The sequence below is a fragment of the Brucella pseudintermedia genome (assembly GCF_008932435.1).
In the GTDB taxonomy this organism is placed as follows: Bacteria; Pseudomonadota; Alphaproteobacteria; order Rhizobiales; family Rhizobiaceae; genus Brucella; species Brucella pseudintermedia.
Genome location: NZ_WBWE01000003.1, coordinates 1 through 14,951 on the forward strand (window position 1 = coordinate 1; position 14,951 = coordinate 14,951).

Sequence of the window (14,951 nt, forward strand, 5' to 3'; positions counted from 1 at the left end):
GATCGAGCGCCGGGCGGCCGTTGTCGGCGCAGTAAAGTCCGGCAACGCGGTCGTGGATGAAGGAGAAGTCGATCACAGCATCGATCTTGCGAAGCAGGTGATCCTTCGGAACCAGACTGTCGAGCGTTACCATCTCGAGAGCTGTCTGCGACGGAGCGGGTTTCTTCAACATGGCCCAATGAATCACAAACCCCTCAACAAGGCCAGGGGTTTGTCAGCAGTCTGAGCCCGGTCTCGCGACCGGGCTTTTTGTTACCAGCTGCCGATATTTTCGGCGGAAGCCCATGGTTCTTGCGGGGCGAGCCGTTCGCCTTTCTGGATCAGCTCAATGGAAATGCCGTCGGGCGACTTGATGAAGGCCATATGGCCGTCACGCGGCGGACGGTTGATGGTGACGCCTTGGTCCTGCAGCTTCTGGCAGGTCGCATAGATGTCGTCGACCATATAGGCCAGATGGCCGAAATTGCGCCCGCCCGTGTAGGTTTCCGGGTCCCAATTGTAGGTCAGTTCCAGTTCCGGTGCGCGTTCCGCCTTCGCCCGGTCCGTATCGGAAGGTGCTGCGAGAAAGATCAGCGTGAAACGGCCCTTCTCATTTTCAGTGCGGCGGATTTCTTCGAGGCCGAGTTTGTTTACATAAAAATCGAGAGATTCATCGATGTCGCGAATTCGGACCATCGTGTGCAGATAGCGCATAGTTTTTTCCTCGGCTGTTGTAATTCATGGGGCTGACGCTCGGGAAACGCATGGAATGCCGATTGGTTCGGCGAGCTGTCGAATCCGATGTCTAAGGCCGGACATCAAGCTATCATCCAAAGAACAGGGTTCAAGATTTTTGAGCCGCTGATGTGACCGGAAATGTCCCCGCAGCCTCATTGCCAAATCGGCGACCGGCCATATTTGAAGTGGTTGGCCGGTTGCGAGGGCTGCCGCGCGCGGGAAAGTAACCATGAAGTTGTGAAGTCTGTGGTCTTCATGGGGACGGACATAAGTTTGGACTTGCCGCCTCCGGTTAAGGAAGTGTTATTCTTTGGACAAGAATCAGGTCGGAATCGCAATGGAAGAACAGAGGAGGGGCGAACGCATGGCGGACAAGTCTGTGTCAAATGACCAGTTTCGCAGCCAGCACGCCTCGGAAGAGCTGGGCGATATCATCGAAGTTTCGGGCCATATCAAATGGTTCGACGTAGCCAAGGGCTACGGCTTCATTGTTCCGGACCAGCCGGGCCTTAATGATATTCTTCTTCATGTGACCTCACTGCGTCGTGATGGCTTCCAGACCGCTCTGGAAGGGGCGCGCATCGTTTGTGAAGTCAGGCAAGGCGAGCGCGGCCTGCAATGTTTCCGCGTGCTGTCGATGGATACGTCGACCGCCGTTCATCCAGCGCAGATGCCGCCGCAGCGCACCCATGTCACCGTTACGCCGTCGAGCGGGCTTGAGCGTGTGATCGTGAAGTGGTTCAACCGCACCAAGGGTTTCGGCTTCCTGACGCGCGGCGAGGGGACGGAAGATATTTTCATCCACATGGAAACGCTGCGTCGTTTCGGCATGATGGAGCTGCGTCCGGGCCAGGTGGTGCTCATCCGCTTCGGTGAAGGCGACAAGGGCCTGATGGCTGCTGAAATTCATCCCGATCTCGGAACGGCGATCCCGGTTTCTCACTAAGCATTCCGAGCCAGAAGTGTGAAACGCCCGGGCGGGGAAACCAGTTCAGGGAGCCGATTTCCTGTTCGGCTTCGATGCGTTGAATATTGCGGTAACAAGCAGGTGAGAGCGCGGTGCGGGTTCTCGCGCGGCCTTGTGGTCGTCCCATCCCGTTGATAGGTTTCGGCCTGGTTTCCTTGTTTGAACAGGCAGGTTATGGGCCGTATTTTTCTTGCTCTTGCATTTGTTTTCCTTGCGTTCACCGCTCATGCCGATGAAGCACAGCCGATGAGACTGCCGGTAGACAAGGAGCCGCTGACATTCGTCACCGCCAATGGCAATAAGGTGAATTTCGCGCTTGAAGTCGCGGATACGGACGATGCTCGCGTTCGTGGCCTGATGTGGCGCACGGATTTTCCCAGCGACCGGGCGATGATTTTCGTGTTTGGCGAGATGCGCCGCGTCATGATGTGGATGCAGAATACGCCGTCGCCGCTCGATATGGTTTTCCTTGACGACAAGGGGCGCGTATCGGCCATTCATGAAAATGCGGTGCCTTTCTCCGAAAATATCATTTCATCCGAGGTTCCGGCGGCGTATGTCGTGGAACTTCTGGCCGGTACGGTCAAGCGAACCGGCATAAAGCTTGGCGACAAGGCCATCCATCGCGTGATCTGTGGTGCGTGCAAGTCCTGATCGCAAGAAAATGCAATCAAAAGGAAACATCAGGTGAGTGCCCTCGATATCGAATATTTCGAACATGACGGCTTGCGTCTGGCTTATCGTCAGGACGGCGAAGGCGACCCGATCCTGCTCATTCACGGCTTTGCTTCGTCAAGTCTGGTCAACTGGGTTTCGCCCGGCTGGTTCCGGACGCTGACCGAAGCCGGATATCGTGTCATTGCCATCGATAATCGCGGACATGGGCTTTCGGCGAAGCCCCATGATGCGGATGAATATACGCCGACCAAGATGGCGGCGGACGCGGCGGCCCTGCTCGATCATCTCGGCATCGAAAAGGCGCATGTCATGGGCTATTCCATGGGCGCGCGCATTTCGGCATTTCTGGCTCTTGAACATGCCGAGCGCGTTCATAGCGCCGTTTTTGGCGGCCTTGGCATCGGCATGGTCACGGGCGCGGGCGACTGGGAGCCGATTGGCGAGGCGCTGCTTGCCGAAGACCCGGCGACGATCACGCATCCACGCGGGCAGATGTTCCGCAAATTTGCCGACCAGACCAAGAGCGACCGCATCGCCCTTGCGGCCTGCGTGATCACCTCCAAGGAACTTGTTCCCGCTGCTGCGATAGCGCGCATCATGCAGCCGGTTCTGGTTGCCGTCGGCACGAGCGACGATATTGCCGGCAGCGCGCAGGAACTGGCCGATCTGCTGCCAAACGGGCAGGCCGTCGACATTCCGGGCCGCGACCATATGCTGGCGGTCGGTGACAAGGTCTACAAGCAGGCCGTGTTGGAGTTCTTGAAAGAAAACCGGCTCTGACGGAAGTTTGATCTTTAGCAAAGCCTGCGCGTTGCAGCCGCGTCAAATTCGGCTGTGTCAAGGCAAGTCTTTTTAAGCTATGCTGCGCGCCGAACTCGTATTGCGGTGTGAGGGTTGAGCGAAGTACGGTTTTCGTTTCACCTCGCACGGTGCAAAACTGGAGTATGCATATGTCCGTTCGCACATCAGCGAAAGCATCCCCCGGTCTGGGGCAGGTCGATCCCATCTGGCATTCCGTCCGTGCCGAAGCGGAGGAAGCGGCCAAGAATGATCCCGTTCTGGGCACGTTCCTTTATGCAACGATCCTCAATCAGCCAAGTCTGGAAGACGCGGTCACGCATCGCATTTCCGAGCGCCTCGGCCACGCCGACCTGAGCGCCGATATTCTGCGCCAGACCTTCGATGCGATGCTGGATGCCAATCCGGAATGGTCGCAGATCGTGCGCGTCGATATTCAGGCGGTGTACGATCGCGATCCGGCCTATAGCCGCTTCATGGACCCGATCCTTTATCTGAAGGGGTTCCATGCGATCCAGACCCATCGTCTGGCCCATTGGCTTTACCAAGAAGGCCGCAAGGATTTCGCCTATTACCTGCAAAGCCGTTCATCATCGATCTTTCAGACCGATATTCATCCGGCGGCTCGGCTTGGCAGCGGCCTGTTCCTCGATCATGCAACTGGCCTTGTCGTGGGCGAAACGGCAGTCATCGAAGACAATGTTTCGATCCTCCATGGCGTTACGCTTGGCGGAACGGGCAAATCGGGCGGCGACCGTCATCCGAAAATCCGCCATGGCGTGCTGATCGGCGCGGGCGCAAAAATTCTCGGCAATATCGAAGTCGGTCACTGCTCGAAGATCGCAGCCGGTTCGGTGGTTCTGAAACCGGTTCCCAACAATGTCACGGTTGCCGGCGTGCCTGCCCGGATCATGGGCGACACGGGCTGCGCCGAGCCTTCCCGCGTCATGGACCAGATGCTGGGCGACGGTATCTAGGCCATTTTGCATCCTTGAGATCGACCGATACCAGGAAATCGGGCCGCTTGCTGGTTTTCTCCAGCAAGCGGCCTATATTGTGATGCAAGCGGCGATTAGCTGGCCACGCCCCTTGGGATAGTCGATGTCGGGGGTTTACATAAGAAAATGCCGGGTGCAATAAACCGGCTCAAATCAATATCAGGAGAAGCCGGTTGAAACCCGAAGAACTCAAAAAACTGGACGCCTATTTCAAACGGACCTTCAACAATCCCGGCCTGCAGGTAAAGGCACGCCCGCGCAAGAACGACTCCGCCGAGCTTTATCTCGGAGACGAATTTCTGGGCCTGATCTACAAGGATGAGGACGAGGGCGAACTCTCCTACAACTTCTCGATGGCCATCCTCGACGTCGATCTTTGATCGGCAGCGGTATATTCGTCGCTGATGGCGCATATGCCCATGCGGGAATGCTCTTGACGCCCTTTCCCCTGGAGAGGGCGTTTTGTTGTTGCAACATGCTTGCGAGGATTCATGAAGGTCATTGCTGCCGTTGTGGTCATGTTCCCCTTGGCTCTTCCCTTTGCTGCGCGCGCAGAGGTTCTCGGCACCATCGAAACCGGGCAGGACGATGGTTCCCGGTCGGTGGTCGAAATTCTGGATGAACCTCAAAGCGTCGGCAAATGCGACGGCGCCTATGCCGCCGCAGCTTATGTTGCGGAGCGCGACTTTTCGCTGGCTGCGGGAAAAGGATGCTGGAAGCTGCTCGGATCGGCGGAAATGCTGAAGCTGGAAATCGTGCTGAGCGCCACCGGGGAACATGTCGTGAGCGGCGTTCCGCTGAACAAGGTCAGGTTCCGGGAAGACGGACAAAGAGCTTTTGAGGAATTGTCGGGCAAGCTGGAGAACTCAGGGCCGCCGATGCCGCTCCAATCCATCGATTAACGCCAGCAAGCCAAAATCGAACAGGTTCTCCAGGCCGTCGGCATCCAACACGGCGATAGCTTCGGCGATTTCTGGCGTCGTGGCTATGTTTGCCGCATCGGAAGCCTTGCTTTCGTGCATGTCAGCCTGTTGCTCCAGCGCCGAACCGACAACGTAATGGCTGATGGCGATCAGCGCGCGCGCCGCATCTGCGGGCGTAAATCCCGCCTGAACCAGAAACCCGATCTGGGCTTCCGCCTGTCCCATTTGATCGTTGGTCGGACGCGTTCCGGCATGAATGCGCGCTCCGTCGCGGTAGGTCAGCAAGGCTCGCCTGAAACTGCGTGCATTTTCAATCAGGAACTGACGCCAGTTCTCTCCGGTGCGCGGCAGGGCGCGGTCGTGATGTTCGGCCAGAATTGTTTCGGCCAGAGCATCGAGCAAGACACGCTTATTCTTGAAATGCCAGTAGAGCGCGGGCTGCTGCACGCCCAGCCGTTCCGCCAGACGGCGTGTCGTCAGGCCTTCTTCTCCAACTTCATTCAGTAATTCCAGTGCCGTGCGTATCACGGCATCGCGGTGCAGTTTTGCCAATGGGGTTCATCCATTCTGTTGCCTCTTGACAATTTATCATCGATAAATTTTAAGTCCAGCGACTTATCAGTGATAAATTATGAGGCTGGCATGAACCGCACATTGATGATTGTTCTGGCTGTTGCGGCTCTGGATGCGGCTGGCATCGGCCTGGTGATGCCTGTTCTCCCGAGCTTGCTGCGCGATGTGACCCATACGGACGATGTGGCGGGGCACTATGGAATATTGTTGTCGCTCTATGCGCTGATGCAGGTTTTCTTCGCGCCTGTACTCGGGCGAATGTCTGACCGTTTTGGCCGCAAGCCCGTCTTGCTTGGGTCGCTGATCGGGGCAACGATTGATTATGCGATTATGTCTGCCGCGCCTCATCTCTGGGTTCTCTATGTCGGCCGCATTCTGTCGGGCGTGATGGGGGCAACGATGGCGGTGGGCGGTGCCTGCGTAGCCGACACGATGGAGGAGGGAACGCGCGCCAGAGCATTCGGCTGGCTGGGGGCGTGTTATGGCGGCGGCATGATTCTCGGGCCAGTTATCGGCGGCGCATTGGGCGAGGTGTCGCCGACAGCACCCTTCGCGGCGGCAGCCTTTGTCAGTGGCTGCATGGCTTTGGCGGTTTACCTGCTTATGCCTCGGCTCCGCCCGGAAGCCCAACAGGAGCCGCAGGCAGAAGGATTGCTGAAAGCCTTTCTGCCGTCCGGTGTGCAGAAGGGTCTGAGGCCGTTGCTGTGGCTGTTTTTCATTCTGCAACTGGTGGGGCAGGTTCCTGCTGCCTTGTGGGTGATCTTCACCGAAGACCGCTTCCATTGGGATACGACCTATGTCGGCCTGTCGCTTGCGGCCTTCGGTCTGTTGCATGCCCTGTTTCAATGGTTAGGCACGGGCCGTCTCGTCGCGGCGATTGGAGCCGGATGCACGATAATGATCGGGATCATCGCTGACGGGTTGGGCATGGTATCCCTCGCCATCGCTACGCAAGACTGGATGGTCGCACCGATTCTCATCCTGCTGGCCTTTGGCGGGATAGCGATGCCTGCCTTGCAATCAGTACTGTCGGATCGGACCAGCCATGACCGGCAAGGTGCGCTTCAGGGAACTCTCGCGAGCCTTACCAATATCAGTGCCGTTGTCGGGCCGGTCGTTTTCACGGCCCTTTATTCAATGACAGCCGCCAGTTGGAATGGATGGGTATGGCTGGTGGGGCCAGCCGTCTATCTGCTGGCTGTTCCGTCAATGATGCTCGTCCGGAATCAGCCGGCGCGTTTGCCGTCAAGAAGATGAGTGTTCGCGAAATCGACGACCGCCTTGTCCAGTGACTTCCAGTCGCCCAGCATGGAGCGGGGGAAACGATAGAGTATCTGCAAGTCGCGTCCGAACTGGACGTCGCGTTCGCATGAATTGAAGCTTTCCGCCGCGCTGTCGGCGAGGCATCGTGCGACAAATTCCGGCTTGCCGCTGCTCGTGTCGGACAGGAGCAGTTCCTCGCCCTTGTAGCCGCTGTTTTCCAGAAACCGGTGCGCCGTCAGCTTTCCGGGGGCGGCTTCTCCGTCTGGTTCTATCAGCTCGGCGTAGATCGGCAGGTAACGCCCGCTCATATCGCGGGACATTGTGCGTTGCTCGATAGACATGAAAATCAGGTGCCGTTTCGGGGTCAGGAGGTTGAAGATGGCGCGGTCGCGTTCCGTATAACCGGTAAGCCCCGGCCAGCGAACGTAAAGATCAAGGCGACCCGTTACCCCATCGCGCCGCTGATTCGAGAAGCGGATCATATTGGCGGGGATCGAGAGGACGTTATTGCCGATGATGATCTCATAAGCCTGCGTGCTGTCGGAATGTCCGCCGCGGGCAATCAGCGGGCCGAGCAGGCGCCCGCCTACATTGACGGCGACCGAAAGGAGAACCAGCGCGACAACGACCAGCAGCAGCCAGCCGAAGAGCCGGTTGCTCATTTTCGAGGCGGTGTAATCGGGCGCTGTTTCCATTTGGCCAGAATATCTGTCTTCTATGGTTAACAGAGCGTGAAACCGCGCTTGTCTGGCCGCCTGAAACGGCTTAGCGATTTAAATATCGCGTTTGCAGATGGAGGAAGAATTATGCCGATCTATGCTTATAACGGTCACAGGCCGCAATTCACGGACCGCAGCAGCAACTGGATCGCGCCCGATGCGACCCTGATCGGCAAGATCATTGTGGGTGAGAATGCCGGTTTCTGGTTCGGTGTTGTTTTGCGGGGCGATAACGAGCCGATCACCATTGGCGACGACACCAATGTTCAGGAACACACCATAATGCATACCGATATCGGCTTTCCGCTCACGGTGGGGAAGGGCTGCACCATCGGGCATCGGGCCATTCTTCATGGTTGCACCGTGGGCGAGAATACCTTGATCGGCATGGGCGCGATCATTCTCAATGGCGCGAAGATCGGAAAGAACTGCCTGATCGGGGCAGGGGCTCTTGTGACCGAGGGCAAGGTAATACCGGATAATTCGTTGGTGGTCGGTTCTCCTGCGAGAGTTCTCCGGGAACTGGATGAGGCAGCGGTCGAAAAACTCAAACTATCGGCAGAGCATTATGTCGAGAAGGCGCGGTCCTTCATGCGCGGCCTGGAGCCTGCCTGAAATGAAAAGGACGGGGGCCAGAGGGAGGCTGGCGACCCGTCCTTTCCATTTGGCTTTTTGATCAGTTCTTGATGCTGCCGACGAGAAGTTCGCGGTCGCTCTTGATCGAGACCCAGCTGCCGGTGTTCGTGGTCGACTGGCGCTTGAGATAGGTATAGTCCGTCTTGTTCCAGGCAAGGACGCGGGTGTCGAGATTGTCGAGAATGAAATCGCCACGGTCGGTGCGGACAGTCAGAACCGCATGGCCTTCGCCATTCGGCTGGCGGACAACCGTGAAAAGCAGCGTGTTTGCCGGGATGCCGAGCGCCATCAGCTCGCGACGCTTCAAAAGCATATAGTCGTCGCAATCGCCGACCGTCGTCGGATATTCCCAATATTCCTCGCGGCCCCAGGCTTCCATGTCGGTCATCGGCGCGATCTTTTCATTGACGCTCGCATTGACCGTGATGATCTGCTTCCAGATTTCCGGGGTCAGCTTCAGCATGTTGCTGTTGCGGCTGGTGATGTTGCACTCGGACTTGTAGCGTTCGCAGAATTCATAATGGCCGATCGGCTGCGAGGTGCGCTCGCCGGTGGTCATCCATGGGGAATTGGAAGCGGGGCTCGCGGCCTCTGCGAGTGCGATTCCGAGCAGCATCAGGATGGCTGCGATAATGGTCTGCTTCGTCATTCTTTGTCTCCCTGTTGGGGACCAAGATGACTTAGACAATTTGAAGGCACGCAAATTTACGCGCGAAAATGCGAGTCAAATTCGATTAAAAGTGCAAATAACGCTGAAACTTTTTGTCAACGAACGGACAAATTCAGGGCAAATCGGGCCGATTCTGTGGCTTTTTTGTGATTTTGGTCTTTTCGCGGTTTGCCATTCCGTAACCTTGACGCGCGTTCATCTTTCCGAAGGATGCTTTCAGCCGAAAAGATTGTCCAGTGTCGTGCTGGTCTGGATGGTGGCGAATTCGATTGCGAAACCACCCTGGAAATGGCGGACGACAATTCCCCGGATCGGCCCGAGCATGACGCCGCTCTTGATCGGGGGCTTGAATTCGCTTTCGATTGCCGCGCCGGAAAGCGAAAGGTCGGCGATGCGGCACAGCCTTTGCGTACCATCGGCAAAGGTAACGTTCTGCCGGTTCTTGTGCGGAACGACACGTTCATGACGGCGGTCTTCGGGCAGGGCGAGCTCGTGCTTGTTGGCAAGCCAGGTCAGCTGTGCAGAAAGCTTGTCTTTCTTCTGTTCGGACGTTGCCAGAAGAATATGGAAGCCCTCGGACGTGACCTCGTGGGCGATTCCTTCGATCCGCCCTACATGGTCTATATAGGCAATGATCCGTTCGCCGTTGCGCGGCGTTGCTATGCCGCTCATCAGGGCTGTGCCCGGCGACATGCGCTTGATGACGCAAGGAAATTCGCTGCGATCTTCCAGCATGTAACGACCGTTGAGATCGACATTCACGGTGTTGAAGTTTTCCTGCCGCACATTGCTCGCAGTGGTGGCCGCAGCAAATTTGTTCATCAAAGCCGATCCGTTCCGAATTTTGTCCGCCTCGCTGCCGGGCACATTACAACACGGGCTTATAAAGAGAAATCGCGATTGCGGCCGCTTCAGGCCTTGCCACCCTTGATGACACGCAATTTCGGCGCGGCCTGCGGCTCTGTCAGGCGAATATCTGACCACTGCCGGCCTGTTCGAGGTGCGTTTACGGTTACGGCTGCCGATCGCCGCACGGCGTCCGCGAGAATCAGATCCGGCGCTACCGGCTCGATTTCGTTCAAATGGCCGAGCACAATGGGATCGGCCCCAACCCACGTCACCGAATCAAGCACAGCGATGCTGCCGAGAATGCTGATCTGCCCGTCGGTCGCTTCAAGCGGGGCGAGGAACATTTCCAGCCCGAGGCTGCGTCCCGACATGCTGATTCCCGCGTATGAAACGAGGGCGGGAATCGCGAGGCCGCTGACGTTTTGCGAGGTTTCGCGAAGTGCCGCACGGTCGCGTTCGGACCAGAGTGAGAGGAACCGCGTGTTCTTCAATTCACGTCCGAAAAGGGTGCAGACCCGGGTGCCAGCCAGACGGAACGACAGATCGCCGTGCTGTTCAGCTTCCAGGAAGAAGAGATCGGACAGATGACGCCCGAGCTTGCGCGGCTCGATCCGTTCACGCGCCGGCGCGCAAAAGGTGCCGCGTTCCGTGCGGGCCAGTCGCTGCCATTCGCTGAAAATCGCGATCGTACTGCGGTGTTTCATCTTGCGCCGTTGATTTGTTCGTTGCACGCGGAGACCGGCTCCGCTGGTGAACGCATTAAAATAGTATTAACGGCGAGGATGCCAGTTTAACCCTTTGTTCATCCACCGGGCTTGTGCGTTAAGGTTAACAAGAAGTAATGGTTGCGCGGCACTGAAAGAGGCGCTTTGATAAGCCATCAGACGAAGCCTTTGACTTGGTTGAGGTTTTCTGAGCTCCAGATTTGAATTTCGCGAATGATATCTGTTCGCGTCAGGGCCGGTCGGGAACCTCCGTCGGCCTTTATTTTTAACAGATTCTGGCCTATCTAGATGCTTACGCGCGGCGCAAACGCCAGATCGGGCCAGTTGCGGCGCTTCGCATCAATAGAAAGCAGCAGTTCATGAGCGTCCCCCAGCCGGAAATGAACGGCAGTAACCGCCCGACAGGCGGCAGCGAGCCGATCTTCAACATCCCCGGCGTCGTTCTAGCGCTGATTGGCCTGTCCGTTGCGGTCTATGTCTATGAGAATTATCTCATCAGCGAGCAGCAGAACTATGCGTTCATGCTGAACTTCGCGCTCATTCCAGCGCGTTTCTCACTGGCAGGCGGCTTTGCGGACCCGACCGCGCTTTTTACGCTCATCAGCTATTCCTTCATGCATGGCGGCATTGCACACATTGTCGTCAACATGATCTGGCTGGCTGCCTTCGGTTCTCCGCTTGCGGGCCGTATCGGTACGGGGCGGATGATTGTCTTCTGGATATTCACCTCGGTAATCGCCGGTTTGACCCATTATGCGATCTATCCGGACAGCATCTCACCGCTGGTGGGTGCTTCGGGAGCGATCTCGGGCATGATGGGTGCCGCGGCTCGCTATGGTTTCCGGCGCATCGGCCATGGACGCCGATCGGAATTTGCAGGCCCCGTGCTTCCGGTGGGGCTCACCCTGACGCTGAAGCCCGTCCTGACCTTTGTCGGTGTCTGGTTCCTGATCAATATCATTACCGGTCTTTACTCGACTGGCGGCGCCGATTTTTCCAGCATTGCCTGGGAAGCACATATAGGCGGCTTCATCGCCGGCTTTTTCGGCATTTCTCTGATGGATCGTCCGCGCAGTTATGACGCCGTGCTGAAGCGATAGATTCCCGTATCCCCATTTGATGCCACTTGCCAATCTGACATTCGAAGCGCACCATCATGGAACGTGGTGGGAGGAGCTGCGTTCTGCTTCATACGGCGCGGGAGCGCCCGAAGCAGCGAGTGCTAAATCTTGGAGGGACTTTGGCATGACCGTAAGATCGATTCTCGAGACAAAGGGCAGGGATGTGGTGGTTATCGCACCTGCTGATACCCTATCCCACGCTGTCGCCATGCTGAATAAATACAAGATCGGCGCGTTGGTGGTATGCGACGAGGCCGGTCGAATCAAGGGCATCCTGTCCGAACGCGATGTCGTGCGCGCTGTTGCTGCGCAGGAGACCAAGGCCATGAGCATGCCGGTCGCCGAAGTCATGACCGCCAAGGTGCAGGTCTGCCGCGAACATCATACGATCAATCAGGTCATGGAAGTAATGACGCGAAGCCGATTCCGCCATATGCCGGTGGAAGAAGGCGGCAAGCTGGTGGGGATCGTTTCAATCGGCGACGTCGTGAAGCGGCGTATCGAGGATGTCGAACGCGAGGCGGAAGATATCCGCACCTATATCGCCACTGCATAGATGCGCTTTTATCTCCCGGTGGGAAACCAACCGGGAGAGGCTCCCTGTCGAATCAACGCGCGCGCAGATATCGCTCCGCAGCGTAAAGCGAGATCGCAGCCGCATTCGAGACATTGAGCGACTTGATTTCGCCCGGCATGTCGAGGCGGGCAAGTGCGGTGACCGTTTCGCGTGTCTTCTGACGCAAACCTTTGCCTTCCGCACCGAGCACCAAAGCGATTCGTGCGCCGGACAAGGTGGCTTCCATCTCCAGCGGCCCTTCCGAATCAAGTCCGATGGTCTGGAATCCGAGGCCATGGAGTTCTTCGATTGCTTCGGCCAGGTTGCGCACCTCGATATGGGAGATCATTTCAAGGGCACCGGAGGCAGCTTTGGCCAGAACGCCGGTTTCCTGCGGGCTGTGGCGGCTTGTCGTGATCAGCGCGCCAGCACCGAAGGCGACGGCTGAACGCATGATGGCGCCGACATTGTGCGGGTCCGTCACCTGATCGAGAACGAGAAGCAGGGGGCTGTCCTTCAACTCGGACAGTTTTCTGGCGCGCAGCGGCTCGGCCTCGATCATGACGCCCTGATGGACCGCTTCCGAACCGGTTTCCTTGTCTATATCGCGGGGATCGACGATCTCGACCGGGAAGGGGAGAGATTCGGCGTCACCGATTTCCAGCCGTGCGAATCCGTTTCGTGTCGCCAGCATGCGCAATATCTTGCGCTCGGGGTTTTCCACGGCGGCGCGGACCGTATGCAGCCCATAAAGGCGAACGGTTCCTTCGCTGACGGCGCTTGCCGATATAGAGGCGCGCTGCGGCTTGCGCTGTGATTTGCCTTCCGCTCCGGCCTTCTGGTCGCGATGCTGGCGGCGCAGGCGCGCATAATGAGAATCTTTGGGTGTGCGAGGTGGATTTTGATCGGTCATGGCGTGCTTATAGCTCTTTAGCGGTGCGGAAGATAGCGGCCAGCCCTGCAAATGCTATCAGGCTGTTCTGATTGCAGAATAATTTGCAAAAGCCCGTGAAACCGGGCTTTCTCCCCGCATGAGCGGGCATGAAAAGGCAATGTTTCCACGACGTAGTGAACAGACATGCATTCTTTTCGCTTTTACCCTGTTGACAGGGGATAAGCTTATCGTCATAAGGCCCCTCGCGGATCGACGGCTGGCCCAACAGTCAGCCAGAAGCCCCGCGAAAATGCCTAGTCGCTCGACTCTGCTGATAGTGATATCTGGAGGGATGCCCGAGTGGTTAAAGGGGACGGACTGTAAATCCGTTGGCTATGCCTACGTTGGTTCAAATCCAACTCCCTCCACCACTGTCGGATCAGAGTTATGAGTGCGCGGGTATAGCTCAATGGTAGAGCAGCAGCCTTCCAAGCTGAATACGCGGGTTCGATTCCCGCTACCCGCTCCAAATTTTTCCGAGCGGTCTGGCGTGTAAGGAATCATCGACGGGCGGTTCGCCGTTCCGTTTTGGCATAAATGCTGGCCCGGAAGCCAAGAGGCTTTTGTGCTGGCGCTTGAGCGGTTCTAGAACAAAGAGAACAACGGCGATGGCAAAGAGCAAATTCGAACGTACGAAGCCCCACGTTAACATCGGCACGATTGGTCACGTTGACCATGGCAAGACGTCGCTGACGGCAGCGATCACCAAGTTCTTTGGTGAGTTCAAGGCATATGACCAGATCGACGCGGCTCCTGAAGAGCGCGCCCGCGGCATCACGATCTCGACGGCGCACGTCGAGTACGAAACCGCAAACCGTCACTATGCCCACGTCGACTGCCCCGGCCACGCCGACTATGTGAAGAACATGATCACCGGCGCTGCCCAGATGGACGGCGCGATCCTGGTGGTTTCGGCTGCTGACGGCCCGATGCCGCAGACCCGCGAGCACATCCTGCTCGCCCGTCAGGTTGGCGTTCCGGCAATCGTCGTGTTCCTCAACAAGTGCGACCAGGTTGACGACGCAGAACTGCTCGAACTGGTTGAACTGGAAGTTCGCGAACTTCTGTCGAAGTACGAATTCCCTGGCGACGAAATCCCGATCATCAAGGGCTCGGCTCTTGCTGCTCTGGAAGATTCCTCGAAGGAACTGGGCGAAGACGCCGTTCGTTCGCTGATGGCTGCGGTTGACGACTACATTCCGACCCCGGAACGTCCGATCGACCAGCCGTTCCTGATGCCGATCGAAGACGTGTTCTCGATCTCGGGTCGCGGTACGGTTGTGACGGGTCGCGTTGAGCGCGGTATCGTCAAGGTTGGTGAAGAAGTTGAAATCGTCGGCATCAAGGCGACGACGAAGACGACGGTTACCGGCGTTGAAATGTTCCGCAAGCTGCTCGACCAGGGCCAGGCTGGCGACAATATCGGCGCGCTGATCCGCGGCGTTGGCCGTGAAGACGTTGAACGCGGCCAGGTTCTCTGCAAGCCGGGTTCGGTGAAGCCGCACACCAAGTTCAAGGCAGAAGCCTACATTCTGACCAAGGACGAAGGTGGCCGTCATACGCCGTTCTTCACGAACTACCGTCCGCAGTTCTACTTCCGTACGACGGACGTGACGGGCGTTGTCACGCTGCCGGCCGGCACGGAAATGGTCATGCCTGGCGATAACGTCGCCATGGACGTGCAGCTGATCGTGCCGATCGCCATGGAAGAGAAGCTCCGCTTCGCTATCCGTGAAGGCGGCCGCACCGTCGGTGCAGGCATCGTCTCCTCGATCATCGAGTAATGAATTTGACTGGCGGTCACGCCGCCAGTCTGGCATTGTG

Annotated in this window: 18 protein-coding genes, 2 tRNA genes and 1 pseudogene; 13 read left to right on the forward strand and 8 right to left on the reverse strand. The window is 57.5% G+C overall.

Going from position 1 to position 14,951, the window contains the following annotated elements:
- Both F9K78_RS04470 and gloA read right to left on the reverse strand, forming a co-directional pair.
- A pseudogene (locus tag F9K78_RS04470) lies at window positions 1-172 on the reverse strand (IS5/IS1182 family transposase); the annotation flags it as partial.
- Between the two features lie 80 nt (window positions 173-252).
- Window positions 253-693: a lactoylglutathione lyase gene (gene gloA / locus F9K78_RS04475; protein ID WP_121984002.1), complete on the reverse strand. Its 441-nt coding sequence runs from the start codon at window positions 691-693 to the stop codon at window positions 253-255.
- Between the two features lie 388 nt (window positions 694-1,081).
- Between gloA and F9K78_RS04480 the strand changes: the two genes are divergently transcribed.
- The 6 genes from F9K78_RS04480 to F9K78_RS04505 all read left to right on the forward strand — a co-directional run bounded on the left by F9K78_RS04480 (window position 1,082) and on the right by F9K78_RS04505 (window position 5,060).
- Window positions 1,082-1,663: a cold-shock protein gene (locus F9K78_RS04480; RefSeq protein ID WP_121984004.1), complete on the forward strand. Its 582-nt coding sequence runs from the start codon at window positions 1,082-1,084 to the stop codon at window positions 1,661-1,663.
- Window positions 1,664-1,858: 195 nt separating this feature from the next.
- Window positions 1,859-2,338 (forward strand): DUF192 domain-containing protein, encoded by a 480-nt coding sequence (locus tag F9K78_RS04485; protein WP_121984001.1) that lies wholly within the window; start codon window positions 1,859-1,861, stop codon window positions 2,336-2,338.
- Window positions 2,339-2,371: 33 nt separating this feature from the next.
- Window positions 2,372-3,142, forward strand: a complete 771-nt coding sequence (locus F9K78_RS04490) for an alpha/beta fold hydrolase (protein WP_121984000.1) — start codon at window positions 2,372-2,374, stop codon at window positions 3,140-3,142.
- A gap of 170 nt (window positions 3,143-3,312) precedes the next feature.
- Window positions 3,313-4,137 carry a serine O-acetyltransferase gene (gene cysE, locus F9K78_RS04495; protein WP_121983999.1) on the forward strand — a complete coding sequence of 275 codons (825 nt, stop codon included), beginning with the start codon at window positions 3,313-3,315 and terminating at the stop codon, window positions 4,135-4,137.
- A 194-nt stretch (window positions 4,138-4,331) separates the two neighbouring features.
- The gene (locus F9K78_RS04500; protein WP_121983998.1) at window positions 4,332-4,538 is read left to right on the forward strand and encodes a DUF3126 family protein; all 207 of its coding nucleotides are present in this window, start codon (window positions 4,332-4,334) and stop codon (window positions 4,536-4,538) included.
- A 111-nt stretch (window positions 4,539-4,649) separates the two neighbouring features.
- Complete coding sequence (locus F9K78_RS04505) at window positions 4,650-5,060, forward strand: hypothetical protein (RefSeq protein WP_121983997.1); 411 nt, start codon at window positions 4,650-4,652, stop codon at window positions 5,058-5,060.
- On the opposite strand, the gene tetR is transcribed toward F9K78_RS04505, so the two are convergent.
- The gene (gene tetR / locus F9K78_RS04510) at window positions 5,025-5,633 is read right to left on the reverse strand and encodes a tetracycline resistance transcriptional repressor TetR (protein ID WP_121983996.1); all 609 of its coding nucleotides are present in this window, start codon (window positions 5,631-5,633) and stop codon (window positions 5,025-5,027) included. The two genes, F9K78_RS04505 and tetR, sit on opposite strands and share 36 nt — an antisense overlap.
- Before the next feature lie 90 nt (window positions 5,634-5,723).
- On the opposite strand from tetR, the gene tet reads away from it, so the two are divergent.
- Window positions 5,724-6,911, forward strand: a complete 1,188-nt coding sequence (gene tet / locus F9K78_RS04515; RefSeq protein WP_121983995.1) for a Tet(A)/Tet(B)/Tet(C) family tetracycline efflux MFS transporter — start codon at window positions 5,724-5,726, stop codon at window positions 6,909-6,911.
- On the opposite strand, the gene F9K78_RS04520 is transcribed toward tet, so the two are convergent.
- Complete coding sequence (locus F9K78_RS04520) at window positions 6,881-7,612, reverse strand: hypothetical protein (protein WP_121983994.1); 732 nt, start codon at window positions 7,610-7,612, stop codon at window positions 6,881-6,883. The genes tet and F9K78_RS04520 overlap by 31 nt on opposite strands.
- Before the next feature lie 111 nt (window positions 7,613-7,723).
- Between F9K78_RS04520 and F9K78_RS04525 the strand changes: the two genes are divergently transcribed.
- Complete coding sequence (locus F9K78_RS04525; RefSeq protein WP_121983993.1) at window positions 7,724-8,251, forward strand: gamma carbonic anhydrase family protein; 528 nt, start codon at window positions 7,724-7,726, stop codon at window positions 8,249-8,251.
- Between the two features lie 61 nt (window positions 8,252-8,312).
- On the opposite strand, the gene F9K78_RS04530 is transcribed toward F9K78_RS04525, so the two are convergent.
- The 3 genes from F9K78_RS04530 to F9K78_RS04540 form a co-directional block, all read right to left on the reverse strand.
- Window positions 8,313-8,921, reverse strand: coding sequence for a transglutaminase-like cysteine peptidase (locus F9K78_RS04530; protein WP_121983992.1), 609 nt, complete (start codon window positions 8,919-8,921; stop codon window positions 8,313-8,315).
- A gap of 237 nt (window positions 8,922-9,158) precedes the next feature.
- On the reverse strand, window positions 9,159-9,764 hold the full coding sequence (locus F9K78_RS04535; RefSeq protein WP_121983991.1) for a PilZ domain-containing protein: 606 nt from the start codon (window positions 9,762-9,764) through the stop codon (window positions 9,159-9,161).
- A gap of 89 nt (window positions 9,765-9,853) precedes the next feature.
- Window positions 9,854-10,495 carry a PAS domain-containing protein gene (locus F9K78_RS04540; RefSeq protein WP_121983990.1) on the reverse strand — a complete coding sequence of 214 codons (642 nt, stop codon included), beginning with the start codon at window positions 10,493-10,495 and terminating at the stop codon, window positions 9,854-9,856.
- Window positions 10,496-10,875: 380 nt separating this feature from the next.
- On the opposite strand from F9K78_RS04540, the gene F9K78_RS04545 reads away from it, so the two are divergent.
- Window positions 10,876-11,616: a rhomboid family intramembrane serine protease gene (locus F9K78_RS04545; protein WP_121983989.1), complete on the forward strand. Its 741-nt coding sequence runs from the start codon at window positions 10,876-10,878 to the stop codon at window positions 11,614-11,616.
- 145 nt (window positions 11,617-11,761) lie between these two features.
- Complete coding sequence (locus F9K78_RS04550; RefSeq protein WP_121983988.1) at window positions 11,762-12,193, forward strand: CBS domain-containing protein; 432 nt, start codon at window positions 11,762-11,764, stop codon at window positions 12,191-12,193.
- 52 nt (window positions 12,194-12,245) lie between these two features.
- Here the strand turns inward: F9K78_RS04550 and F9K78_RS04555 are convergent, their stop codons facing one another.
- Window positions 12,246-13,106 carry a TrmH family RNA methyltransferase gene (locus F9K78_RS04555; RefSeq protein WP_121984003.1) on the reverse strand — a complete coding sequence of 287 codons (861 nt, stop codon included), beginning with the start codon at window positions 13,104-13,106 and terminating at the stop codon, window positions 12,246-12,248.
- 307 nt (window positions 13,107-13,413) lie between these two features.
- Here F9K78_RS04555 and F9K78_RS04560 point away from each other — a divergent pair.
- The 3 genes from F9K78_RS04560 (at window position 13,414) to tuf (ending at window position 14,911) form a co-directional block, all read left to right on the forward strand.
- Window positions 13,414-13,498 (forward strand) — tRNA-Tyr (locus F9K78_RS04560).
- 24 nt (window positions 13,499-13,522) lie between these two features.
- A tRNA-Gly gene (locus F9K78_RS04565) sits at window positions 13,523-13,596 on the forward strand.
- Window positions 13,597-13,735: 139 nt separating this feature from the next.
- Window positions 13,736-14,911, forward strand: a complete 1,176-nt coding sequence (tuf, locus tag F9K78_RS04575; RefSeq protein ID WP_151682093.1) for an elongation factor Tu — start codon at window positions 13,736-13,738, stop codon at window positions 14,909-14,911.
- The last annotated feature ends 40 nt before the right edge of the window (window positions 14,912-14,951 follow it).